Genomic DNA, 11,957 nt, shown 5'->3' on the forward strand with positions numbered 1-11,957 from the left:
CCTGTGGGTCAGCCAGATCTTCGAACCGATTGTCCGTTCAATTCCCCGCGACCTCTCCGGGAAACTCGAACCGGCGGAGGCGGTGCATGAGATCCTGGRGCACCGCTGGTACATGTCCGAGAAGGAAAACCGGCACATCCCGCTGGCCGAGGCCGTGCAGTCCTACATCGACTCCGAGCTCCGGCACCGCAGGGACGAGGCCGCGATCATGCTCAACCCGGACACCGAGCTGCTGAAGATCCTCGAGGTCGAGACCGAGGAGTCGCGGTACGGCGGGGATGAGGACGGCGACGAATACCCCGACGCCGACGACTAGGCCCGGGCGGACGGGCCGGGAGCACCGGCTTCCGGCACAACCGGGCTAAATAGCCTTGCCCGGGTTCAGGATCCCTGCGGGGTCGAAGAGCTCCTTGATCCGGCGCTGCAGCTCCCGCACCGGTTCCTTCTGCTCCAGTCCCAGCCAGCGCAGCTTGTACTGGCCSACGCCGTGYTCYCCSGTGATGGTKCCGCCCATSGCGAGSGCCACSGTGACCGATTCATCGAGGGCTGCCCCGAGCCGGGCCATGGCCGCAGCATCCACGGCGTCGCCAGCCCGGTCCACCCAGAACGTGGGGTGGAGGTTGCCGTCGCCGGCGTGCGCCACCACCTTGAGCTTGACCTCATGCCGCCTGGCCATGGCCTCCAGCTCTTCGACGTAGTCCACGAGGCGCGAACGCGGCACGGCGACGTCCTCCCCCACCCGGTATTCGTCGTCGACCTCGACGCCGCGGCTGTTGCGGCGCAGCTCCACCAGCTGTTCGGCCTCGGCGTTCGCCTCCATGGTGACCACGGCGCCGCCAGCCGCCAGCACCGGCCGGATCGCGGCGGCCTCGGCGGCTGCTCCGAATCCGTCGGTCTGGATCAGCAGGAGCGAGGCGCCGCKGGAGGCGAGATCGGACCCGTGGGCGTCGTCGAGCTGGGCGAGCGAACCGCCGTCGAGCAGTTCCATGATGGCCGGCTGTACCCGGGCTTTGCCGACCGCCAGGACGCCGGCCGCTGCACTGCGGAAATCCGGGTAGAACGCGGCGATGGTGTGGACCTCGCGCGGCAAATACTTCAGGCGCACGGTAACTCCGACCACAATTCCCAGCGTCCCCTCGGAGCCGACGAACAACCCGGTGAGGTCATAGCCGGCCACGCCCTTGAAGGTCTGGTGTCCAGTGTGGATGAGCGTGCCGTCTGCCAGGACGACGTCGAGGGCCAGGACGGAGTCCCGGGTTACGCCGTACTTCGCGCAGCGCAGCCCGCCGGCGTTCGTCGCAACGTTCCCGCCGATTGTCGAGAGCCGGTAGCTGGCGGGATCCGGCGCGTACATCAGGCCGTGGTCCGCCGCGGCGGCGTTCAGTACSGCGTTGATGACSCCGGGYTCGACGACGGCGGTCTCGTCGTCCGGGTTCAGGGCCAGGATCCGGTTCATGCGCTCGAGGCCCAGCACCACGCAGCCCTCGCTTGCGTGGGCGCCGCCGGACACCCCGGTACCGGCACCCCGGGCCACGAGCGGGATCCGGTGGGCGGCGCACGCCCGGACCACCGCCTGGACATCGGCCACGGATTCGGCCAGCACCACGGCCTGGGGAAGCTGGTAGTCCAGGACGGGAGCCTGGTCCACGGCGTAGGCCGCCAGGGACCCCTCATCCACAATGACCTTCGCGGCGCCCAGGGCGGACGTCAGCTCCTCGGCAATGCTGCGCATGGGTTCTCCAGTTCTCCGTCGAATCGGGCCATCGGTCCTGGCCTTCAGTCTAGGGTGCAGGCAGCGCAACTCCCGGCAGCACCCAGASGGCSGCCGCGGGGCCGCAGGCCCGGAGGTGCGCACCCGCCGGTGTGATGGATCCGATGGCGAAGACCGGCGGTTCCGCAAGGGCGGCCAGTTGGCCGTCGGAGAGCAACCCGGCGGCGAGGTCCACTTCCGCGGCATCGCGGGCAACCACCACCAGCACGGCGCTCTCCCCTGTTTCCCGGATAAAGGCCATTGCGTCCCCGCGGGCGCTCAGCCAGCGGATGCCGCCGGCAGTGAGCGCCGGCTGCTCCCGCCGCAACGCGGTGAGGGCGGCATACAGGCCGGTCAGGTCGGCGGGGATGCGGCCGGGATCGGTCCAGGGCATGGGCGTCCGGGAGAACTCCCCGTTGTCTCCCTTAAGCCCGAACTCGTCGCCCGCGAACACCACGGGCACGCCCGGCAGGGTGAACATCAGGACCGCCCCCAGTTGCTGGCCGCCGTCGAACATTGCCGTGGCCGCCCGGGCGGTGTCGTGGCTGTTCAGGGCGTTCATATTCTGCAGCCGGACATCCCAGCTGAAGGCCGCCGCCAGGTCCAGGTGGGTGGCGAGGAAATCCTCTGCGGCGATCCGGGGCGGGCCCGGCAGCGGCGTGCCGAAGAAGTTCACGTGCCCGGCGTCGCCGGCCAGCCAGGCCCACAGCGGACGGGTGAAGTTGGAATAGGTCATGGCCCCGTGCCAGTGCTCGCCGCTGAAGTCGGGGGCGGCGTCGTTGGTTGCTTCCGCGAGCAGGGCGGCGTCCGGGTTGATCGAGCGGACGCGGTTCGCGATCAGCCGGGCCACGTCCTGGTTCGCGTCCGTCTCTCCAAGCCGGCCGGTCATGTTGCCGACGTCGATCCGCCAGCCGTCCAGGCTGAAGGGCGGCCGCAGCCACCGGGCCACCGCGGAGTCGTCCGCCAGGACGAATTTCTCCCGCAGGCCGGCCGAGGCCCAGTTGAACTTGGGCAGCGAGGGCACCCCGTACCAGGCCTCGTAACTGCTGTGGTCCCTGCTGAAGTAGTAGTAGCCGGCCTCCTCGGAGGCGGGTTCGGCCAGGGCCCGGCGGAACCATTCATGGGCGGCGCCGGAGTGGTTGGCCGTGAGGTCACCCAGCACCTTCAGGCCGCGCGCGTGGGCAGCCTCCACGAGCTCGATGAGCGCCGCGTCGCCGCCCAGCACCGGGTCCACCGTGGAGAACGTTGAGGCGTCGTAGCGGTGGTTGGAGCGTGCGGGGAAGAACGGTGTGAGGTAAATGATGTCCGCGCCCAGGGCCTGGATGTGGTCCAGGTGTTCGGTGATGCCGGCCAGGTCGCCGCCGTAGAACTGGAGCGGCGTCTGCGCCGAAGCGCCCTCGACACCGGTAGCGTCCCAGTCGGCGGGCACGGCCCAATCCGGGACCGGCCGGGCCGAGGCTCCGGCGGACCGGGCGAACCGGTCCGGGAACACCTGGTACATGGTGCCTTCGCGGAGCCACGACGGGCCGGCGGGGTACGTCGTGAGCCGGAAGTCCGCGTAGTCGGAGACGTCGCGGGCGAAGAGGCCCTGCGAGTTGAGCGTCCAGTAGCCGGTTCCATCCTCGATCAGGAACCGGTAACGCGCCACGGGGTTGGTGACGGGCATCTCCGCTTCCCACCACACCCAGCCGTCAGCCTCGCCGATGTCCGCGCAGGACGTGTACCGGGGTTCGCCGTCGTGCAGAGAGCGGAGCCAGACCCGGCTCGGCCGCCCCCACCCCGCCGGGACGCGGATCCGGAGCCGGACCTGGTCCCCCAGGGCCGGTCGCTGCGGGGCGTGCAGGCCGGACCCGTCGTGGTGAGGCAGCAGGCCGGCCGGAGCAGCGCCTGACATGCCTAGCCCTTCACCGAGCCCGCCGTGAGCCCGCTGACGATGTAGCGCTGCAGGAACAGGAACAGGGCCATCACCGGGATGGCGCTGATGACGGCGCCGGCGGCGAACACGCCCCAGTTCTCGGAGCGCTGCTGCGCCACGAAGGAGTACAGCCCGACGGCGAGGGTCTGGCTGTCCGGATCGGTGAGCACCACGGACGCGATCACGAACTCACCGGAGATGCCGATGAAGGACAGCAGGCCCACAACGGCCAGGATCGGCGTCACCAGCCGCATGATGATGCCGAAGAAGATCTGGCTGTGGCTGGCGCCGTCGATCTTGGCTGCTTCATCCAGGGACTGCGGCACGGTGTTGAAGAAGCCGTACATCAGGTAGGTGTTCACGCCCAGGGCGCCCCCGAGGTAGACCATGATCAGGCCAAGCTGGCTGCCCAGGCCCAGGGCCGGGATGACCTCGGAGATGCCGCTGAGCAGCAGGAAGATGGCGACGACGGCCAGCAGCTGCGGGAACATCTGCAGCAGGAGCAGGCTGAGCAGGCCGAACCGGCGTCCCGTGAACCGCATCCGCGAGAAGGCGTACGCCGCCATCGCCCCGAGGAACACCGTGGCCGCGGAGGTCACGCCGCCCACCACCATGGTGTTCAGGAACCAGCGGGCGAAAGGCCGGGAAGGCATGTCGAACAGGGCCGTGAAGTTGCCGAAATCGATCCTGCTGAACAGTGCGTTGGAGCCCACCAGGGTGCCGGTGGAGTTCAGCGCAGCGGAGAGCACGTACAGCAGCGGGAAGACCGCGAAGATGGTGACGATGATCCCGACCAGGTGCCGCCAGCCCTTGTCCTTGAGCCAGACGCCGAAGGGACGGCGGCGCTGCAGCGACTTGAGGTAGTCGACGTCGGTGTGGCCGGTGCCGCCGTGGTCGGCGGGACCCGCCGTGGCGGCGGTGCGTGGTGCTGGCCCGTTCATGAGTTCACGTCCTCGAGTGCCTTGGTCTGCTTGAAACTGATGGCCGATACGGTGGCCACGATGATGAAGATAATGATGGCCAGGGCGCTGGCAAGGCCGTAGTCGCGGCCGGTCCCCTGCCCGAAGGCCACCTTGTACACGAGGGTGATGAGGATGTCGGTAGCCCCGATGTCCCGGTCGGTGTCCGCGAAGCGCGGGCCGCCCCCGGTGAGCATAAAGATCACGTTGAAGTTATTGAAGTTGAACGCGAAGGAGGAGATCAGGAGCGGGGCGATCGAGACCAGCAGCAGCGGCAGCTTGATGGACCGGAAAACCCGCCAGGGCCCGGCGCCGTCCATCCGGGCGGCCTCGTCGAGTTCGGAGGGAAGCGACTGCAGGGCCCCGGTGCAGACCAGGAACATGTACGGGAAGCCCAGCCAGAGGTTGACCACCAGGACGCTGATCTTGGCCAGGACCGGATCCGTCAGCCAGCCAATCGAGGCCCCGCCGAGCAAGGTCTGGTTCAGCCAGCCGAACTCCGGGTTGAGGATGCCGGACCAGACCAGGCCGGTGAGGAACGCGGGGAAGGCGTACGGCAGGATCATCAGGATCCGGTACACCTTCTTGCCCTTGAGGTCTTCCCGGTTGAAGGTGATCGCCAGGAACAGCCCCAGCGCGAACGTCAGCGCCACGGAGGCGATCGCGAAGGTGAAAGTCCAGAGGATGACGCCCAGGAGGGGTCCGCGCAGGCTGGGGTCTGTGAAGGCGCGGGCGAAGTTCTCCATGCCGACGTCGATCTTCCAGCCGGTGGAGAGCGTCTCGCCGTTGGCGGCTGCGAAGGCGCCCTTGCCGTTGTCGCGGTAGACGGCGCCTGTGGTGGTGTCCGTGAAGGTGTCCGCGCCGGCGTCGTATTTCAGGGCCGGTTTGAACTGGTAGGCGTTGCTGCCGTCGGCGGTGCGAAGGGTGCCGTCGGCCGGGTTGGCGGAAACCGGCACGGCGATGTCGAGGATGCTTTTCTGGTTGGCCACGATCTCCTGGAAATTCAGGGTCTGGTAGCCGTCCAGCGTCTTGGCCTTGCCGGTGGAGTCCTTGCCCGCGCCGGCGACTTCCTCCAGCGGTTTGTCGGTGCTGCCCAGCGAGACCTTGCCCTGCGGGTCCGTGAACAGCAGGAAGTAGGAGTTGTCCTTGGCCAGCACGGACGTCTTGTACGCCGGAGAATCCGGGACGCGCTTCTGGGCGGTGAGCTGGATGGCGGCGATCGCGTYATCCTTGGTGCTGTTGTGCCCGTCGCCGTAGTTGGTGAAGGCGATGTAGCCGCTGAACATAACGACGAAAACCTGGAAGATCAGCAGGAACAGCACGCCCGGGGCCAGGTACTTGGCGGGCAGGCCGCCCTTGCGCAGGTAGATCCAGTTGATCGCCAGCACGACGGCGGCGGAGACAGCCAGCGCCAGCCAGGACTGGCTGAGGAACAGTGTGATGAGGATGTAGACGGCAAGGGCATCCACGAGGCCCAGGAGCACGATCTTCGCGATGGTGCCCTTGAGCCCCTCCGGGCCGGTCCGCAACCGGCGGTTCCTGCGGGCCTGCCGGCCGGTGGGCGCGGAAGCGGTGTGCGGGACGGACGCTACTGCGGGGTCTGTGTCCTCGCGGAGTTCGGTTTCTGACATGGCTGTCTACAGTCCTTGGGAGTGCTGGGGTGATGCAGGAACGGGCCGGGCGGCGTGGCGGCCGCCCGGCCCGGTGCAGCCGGCTCCTGCCCGCTAGGGAAAGCGTCAGGAGCCGGGGCGGGGACTAACCCTTGATTTTGCCCTTGATGCTGGCGGCCATCTTGGCCCAGTCAGCGGCCGGGTCGCCCTGGCCCTTGATCAGGGCGAGTTCGGTGGCTCCCCAGTCAGCCCAGACCGCGCTCATTTCCGGGATGGCCGGCATCGGGACGCCGGTGGCGCCGATCTTGCCGAAGGCGGCGACAACCGGATCGCTGGCGGCCTTGTCGAAGGAGGCCTTCAGTGCCGGCGGGCGGCCGCCGGCCTTGTACATGGAGTCCTGGGCTGCCTCGGAGGTGAGGTAGTTGGTGACGAACTCGTTCGTGGCGAGGGCGTTGGCGCTCTTGGAGCTGATGAAGAAGCCGTTGACGCCGATGAACGGCTGGGCCGGCTGGTCGCCGGCGGTCGGCAGCTCGTCAACAGCGAACTTGATGCCCTTCTTCTGCACGTCCGGAACGTTCCACGGGCCGGTCAGGTAGTACGGGGACTCGCCGGCGAGGAACTTCTCCTTGGCGATGTCACCGGTGATGTTCGAGTTGATGATCTTCTCGCCCTTGTCGCCCCAGGCGGTCAGCTTCTTGGCGAATTCGACGCCGGCGGCGTCACCGATCAGCAGCTGCTTCGGATCGTAGCCGCCGTCGGCAGCCTTGCCGAAGACCTGCGATCCCATCGAGGCCTGCAGCGGGTACAGGTGGTAGGGGTCGCCCTGCTTGGGGTCCATACCGACCAGGAACGGGAACTTGGCCTTGCCGTCGGCGACGGCCTTCTTGCCCTTGGCAATGACCTCGTCCATGGTCTTGGCCGCGTCCGGGACGATCGCCGTGTTGCGCAGCAGTGCGATGTTTTCGATGGCGTACGGGACACCGTAGACCGAGCCGTTGTAGGACATGGCCTTGATCGCGGAATCCTGGAAGGACCCCTTCTTGTCGCCCAGCTCGACGGGGGCGATCACACCGTTCTGGACGAACTTGCCTACCCAGTCGTGCGGGCCGACGATGAGGTCCGGGCCCTTGCCCGTGGGGACCTGGGTGATGAAGTCGTCACGGACAGCCGCGAAGTCCTTGACCACGAGCTTGACCTCAATGCCGGTGTCCGCCTTGAACTTCGCGGTGATGTCCTTCAGCGCAGGCGAGCGTTCGGCGTCGACCCACATGGTGATCGTGCCGGCGCCGCCGGACTTGAGGTCCGCTTTCGCGGTGGCGGTGGCGGTGGCCGGGCCGGATGCGGCCGCGCCGCCACACGCGCTCAGCGCCAGTGCCGCAACGACGGAGATAGCACCGGCCGTGAATACCCGGCGGCTGGTCCCGGTTGTGAGGGTGTTCTGCACCTTCATTGGTGTCCCTTTCATAAAATCCTGCATCCACGTGTGGGCTCGCCGGAAGAAGTCCGGGCCCGGTGGCATCGTCGGTGATGTGGCTCACAGCTGCAAGCGCTTCCAAGTTACATGGCGATCGACCGTTTGGAAAATTGGGGCCGCCCGGCGTGTCGCCACTATCCCTTCGAGCCCGCCACGAGGCACCTTGGCTCGGCCCGCAGCCGGCTGGGGGCTGTCGGACGTGGGCGCTGCTCGCATTACCTTGGGGTGCCGCGGGATCTTTACACGACTCTTGCTGGAAGCGTTTTCATTTTTCACCGAGTGGACTTACGATTACCGGCATGTCCGTTGATTCAGTCCTCACAGCCCCCGCCGCGCTGGCCGGCCCGCTGACCCTGGTGCACTCCGCCGATACCACCCCCGGCTGGTGGCGCTCAGCTGTCATCTACCAGGTGTACCCGCGCTCGTTCCGGGACCTGAACGGCGACGGCGTAGGAGACCTTGCCGGTATCACGGCCGAGCTCCCCAAGCTCGCCGAGCTGGAGATCGACGCCGTTTGGCTCTCGCCGTTCTACCGTTCCCCGCAGCGCGACGCCGGATATGACGTCAGTGACTACTGCGACGTGGATCCGCTCTTCGGCACGCTGGCAGACTTTGACGTGATGATGGCCGAGGCCAACCGGCTCGGCCTCCGCCTGATCGTGGACCTGGTGCCGAACCACTGCTCGGACCAACACACCGCGTTCCAGGCCGCGCTGGCCGCGCCTGCCGGAAGCCCCGAGCGGGACATGTTCATCTTCCGCGACGGCCGCGGCGAATTCGGCGAACTCCCGCCAAACAACTGGCAGTCGCACTTCGGCGGTCCCGCGTGGACCCGGATCGCCGAACCCGACGGCGCCCCCGGCCAGTGGTACCTGCACCTGTTCGACACCTCCCAGCCCGACTTCAACTGGGACCACGACGCCGTCCACGCAGAATTTGAGCGCGTCCTCCGCTTTTGGCTGGACCGCGGCGTCTCCGGGTTCCGCGTCGACGTGGCCCACGCCCTCGTCAAGGCCGCCGGGCTGCCCGAATGGGGCGGCCGGGCCGACGGCAACAGCTCGGAGGGGTTCCCTGGCCACGAGGCCCCGATGTTCGGCCAGCCCGCCCTGCACGAGATTTACCGGGCCTGGCGCCGGATCCTTGCCGAATACGGCCCGGACCGCATCCTCTGCGCCGAAGCCAACGTGGACCCGCTCCCCCGGCTGGCCGACTGGGTCCGTCCGGACGAGATGCACCAGGCCTTCAACTTCCCCTACCTGCACACCGGGCTGAACCCGCACCGCATGCGCGGCGTCATCACCGACTCCCTGACGGCCCTGGACGCCGTCGGCGCACCCAGCACGTGGGTGCTGTCCAACCACGACGTCGTGCGGCATGCCACGCGCTTCGGCTACCACGGACCGGCGCCCCGCGACGGCGACGGCATCGGCCCGGCAGATGTCCAGCCTGACGAGGAGCTCGGCCGCTCCCGTGCGGCCGCGGCGTCGATGTTCATGCTGGGCCTGCCCGGCGGCGCCTACCTGTACCAGGGTGAGGAACTTGGCCTCCCCGACGGGATCGATATTCCCGACCACCAGCGCCAAGACCCCACGTTCGGGCGCACGGGCGGCGAACGGCTGGGCCGCGACGGCTGCCGGGTACCCCTGCCGTGGCGGGCCGCTGAACCCAACGCCGGCTTCGGCGCCGGGGCGGCTCCCTGGCTGCCGCAGCCTGAAAGTTTCGCGCGCCTGGCCCGTGACGTGCAGTCAGCGTCGCCGTCGTCGCACCTGAGCCTCTACCGGCGGATGCTGGCGCTGCGGCGTGAGCTCAGCCTCGGCCAGGGCTCGCTCGCCTGGCTCGAGGACTGGTGCACCGACACCTCCCTCGCCTACCTCAACGGCACCACCGCGGTCCTGCTGAACGTCGGGCCGGAGCCGCTCGAGCTGCCCGCCGGACAGGTGCTGTTGCGAAGCTCGGCGCCGGCGGAGCCGGACAACGGCGCGCATCAGTTAAGCTCAGGTGAAACTGTTTGGCTGAACATTTACATCGAGGACACGGAGAGCTGAAAATGCCCGGCATCAAGGACGTCGCGGAACGGGCCGGCCTCTCCATCGCCACCGTTTCGCGCGCCTTGAGCGGCAAGGGCAACGTCTCGGCCCAAAGCCGCGAGCGGGCCCAGGCCGCAGCAGCCGAGCTCGGCTTCGTGCTGTCTTACCACGCCTCCAGCCTGGCGTCCGGACGGAACCACAACGTCGGCGTCGTAGTTCCCTCCGTGCACCGCTGGTTCTTCTCCTCCGTGGTGGAAGGCGTCTCCGCGACCCTGCTCGACGCCGGCTACGATCTCACGCTGTACAACGTCAGCGAGGGCGAGGAGCGCCGGCACAGCGTCCTGAACGACTTTCTGCTGCGCAAGCGGGTGGACGCGGTCATTGCCGTGTCCCTGGAACTCAGCGAGGCCGAGATCCAGCAGTTGCTGGCCATCCACCGGCCCATCGTCGGCATCGGCGGGCCGCTGCCGGGCGCCTCCACCATCCGCATCAACGATTCCGGCCTGGCCGAGGCGGCGGCGCGGCACCTGATCCAGCTGGGCCACAGCCGGATCGCGCACATGACCGGCGACGCCGCGTACGAAAAGGACTTCCGATTGCCGGGCACCCGTCAGGGCGGCTTTACCAAAGCCATGCGCGACGCCGGCCTCCCGATCCGCCCCGAGTGGCTGGTCTCCGCGGACTTCACCATCCAGGGGGCGTACGCCAGCGCGCGGCGTCTGCTGGGCGGCTCCCCGGAACGTCCCACGGCGGTCTTCGCGGCCTCGGACGAGATGGCGATCGGCACCATCCTCGCCGCCCGCGACTTCGGGCTCCGGGTGCCCTACGATCTCTCGGTCATCGGCATCGACGGCCACGAGCTCGGCGAAGTTTTCGGCCTGACCACCATCGACCAGGACCCGCGGGGCCAGGGGGCCATGGCCGTCCGGCGCCTRCTGGCCGGGCTCGAYGGCGACGGAGACACGGCGGCTGCAGACACGGAGTATCCGACCCAGTTTGTGATCCGCTCCAGCACAGCCGTGCCGCCGGTCGATACGCCGCCGCTGCGGTAGGGCGCAGATAGTGGTCCCCCTTGCATACCGGGGGACACTCAGCCCGTTGCACCGCCCATAAACCGAACGAAGCGCTGCAGGACCTCCGGCCAGCCGCCCTCATAGTCCGCGCGCGTGGCCGCAGGGTCCTGTGCGCCTTCCCAGCCGTTGTGGACGAGCCGCAGCTCTGTGCCGCCCTCCACGGCCCGGAAGGCCACACGCAGCTCGGTGGACCACATGGCCTGGGTTCCGGGATGCCAGCTCGCGTGGAAGGACAACGGCGGCTGCCAGTCGTCGATGGAGCCCCAGACGGCGGTCCTGCCGTCGTCAGCGGTTTCAAGAATGAGGTTCTCTTCGAACTCGACGTAGGACGCAGCCCCGTAGACGCTGTGGTCCTCGAGCGGCCACCACAGATGGGTGTGTTCGGTGAAGCCAACAAATGCCCGGGCAACGGCGCCGGGGACGACGACGGTGAACACCAGAGGTTCCAGGCCCTCGGCTTGGGGRTCCGGGGCCGACGTTGCGTGGCTGAAGAGGTTATCCATGGGCATCAACTCTACAAGGGGTGCCGGCGCCTGAGTGCCGGCTCCTGGGTGGCTCCCCGAGCTGAGCGTGATCTGGCCCAGGGTGGTGTGGTTGGTTGTGTGGTTAAAGTGGGAGAGCCTCCAACCTGGTGGTTGGAGGCTCTCGACCTGTAATAGTGTTCCGGCGGTGACCTACTCTCCCACACCCTCCCGGGTGCAGTACCATCGGCGCTGCGGGTCTTAGCTTCCGGGTTCGGAATGGGACCGGGCGTTTCCCCCACGCTATGACCGCCGTAACCTTGTGTCCGCACCCTGCTGGCCCCTTTTTTGGGGGGTTTTCGCCGGGTGGGAAGTTTTTGGGTTACAACTCTGCCCTGGTTGGGGCAGTGTGGTGTTGTTATTCTGTTTTGTTTTGGTTCGCCATTCAACAGGGTTTGTTGTTTGGGAACCACATAGTGGACGCAAGCAGTCTTGTTTCTTTTTACCCAACCCTCTTGGTGCAAACGCTTTTGAAGGCRCGTTTGCGGGGTGGGTGTGTGGTGTAAGTTATCGGCCTATTAGTACCGGTCAGCTTCACGAGTCGTTAGTCCTCGCTTCCACATCCGGCCTATCAACCCAGTGGTCTGGCTGGGGGCCTCTCACACACAAGGTGTATGGAAATCTCATC

At 67.6% G+C, this 11,957-nt stretch carries 9 protein-coding genes and 2 rRNA genes; 3 read left to right on the forward strand and 8 right to left on the reverse strand.

What is annotated here, in order from left to right:
• Window positions 1–316 (forward strand): DUF4032 domain-containing protein (locus AC1DHD_RS08320; protein ID WP_476879253.1); only part of this gene is annotated, 316 nt, incomplete at its 5' end.
• Window positions 317–361: 45 nt separating this feature from the next.
• On the opposite strand, the gene AC1DHD_RS08325 is transcribed toward AC1DHD_RS08320, so the two are convergent.
• The 5 genes from AC1DHD_RS08325 to AC1DHD_RS08345 form a co-directional block, all read right to left on the reverse strand.
• Window positions 362–1,732, reverse strand: coding sequence for an FAD-binding oxidoreductase (locus tag AC1DHD_RS08325; protein ID WP_476879254.1), 1,371 nt, complete (start codon window positions 1,730–1,732; stop codon window positions 362–364).
• Window positions 1,733–1,781: 49 nt separating this feature from the next.
• On the reverse strand, window positions 1,782–3,644 hold the full coding sequence (locus AC1DHD_RS08330; RefSeq protein WP_476879255.1) for a glycoside hydrolase family 13 protein: 1,863 nt from the start codon (window positions 3,642–3,644) through the stop codon (window positions 1,782–1,784).
• A gap of 2 nt (window positions 3,645–3,646) precedes the next feature.
• Complete coding sequence (locus tag AC1DHD_RS08335) at window positions 3,647–4,606, reverse strand: sugar ABC transporter permease (protein ID WP_476879256.1); 960 nt, start codon at window positions 4,604–4,606, stop codon at window positions 3,647–3,649.
• Complete coding sequence (locus tag AC1DHD_RS08340) at window positions 4,603–6,255, reverse strand: ABC transporter permease subunit (protein WP_476879257.1); 1,653 nt, start codon at window positions 6,253–6,255, stop codon at window positions 4,603–4,605. Before AC1DHD_RS08340 ends, AC1DHD_RS08335 begins: the two co-directional genes overlap by 4 nt.
• A gap of 124 nt (window positions 6,256–6,379) precedes the next feature.
• Window positions 6,380–7,684 (reverse strand): sugar ABC transporter substrate-binding protein, encoded by a 1,305-nt coding sequence (locus AC1DHD_RS08345; protein ID WP_476879258.1) that lies wholly within the window; start codon window positions 7,682–7,684, stop codon window positions 6,380–6,382.
• A gap of 323 nt (window positions 7,685–8,007) precedes the next feature.
• Between AC1DHD_RS08345 and AC1DHD_RS08350 the strand changes: the two genes are divergently transcribed.
• On the forward strand, window positions 8,008–9,753 hold the full coding sequence (locus tag AC1DHD_RS08350; protein ID WP_476879259.1) for a glycoside hydrolase family 13 protein: 1,746 nt from the start codon (window positions 8,008–8,010) through the stop codon (window positions 9,751–9,753).
• A gap of 2 nt (window positions 9,754–9,755) precedes the next feature.
• Complete coding sequence (locus tag AC1DHD_RS08355; protein WP_476879260.1) at window positions 9,756–10,787, forward strand: LacI family DNA-binding transcriptional regulator; 1,032 nt, start codon at window positions 9,756–9,758, stop codon at window positions 10,785–10,787.
• Between the two features lie 38 nt (window positions 10,788–10,825).
• On the opposite strand, the gene AC1DHD_RS08360 is transcribed toward AC1DHD_RS08355, so the two are convergent.
• The 3 genes from AC1DHD_RS08360 to AC1DHD_RS08370 form a co-directional block, all read right to left on the reverse strand.
• Window positions 10,826–11,311, reverse strand: coding sequence for an SRPBCC domain-containing protein (locus AC1DHD_RS08360; protein WP_476879261.1), 486 nt, complete (start codon window positions 11,309–11,311; stop codon window positions 10,826–10,828).
• Between the two features lie 158 nt (window positions 11,312–11,469).
• Window positions 11,470–11,586 (reverse strand): 5S ribosomal RNA (gene rrf / locus AC1DHD_RS08365).
• Window positions 11,587–11,826: 240 nt separating this feature from the next.
• Window positions 11,827–11,957 (reverse strand): 23S ribosomal RNA (locus AC1DHD_RS08370); the annotation flags it as partial.

The organism is Arthrobacter sp. 05L45_2 (genome assembly GCF_056397525.1).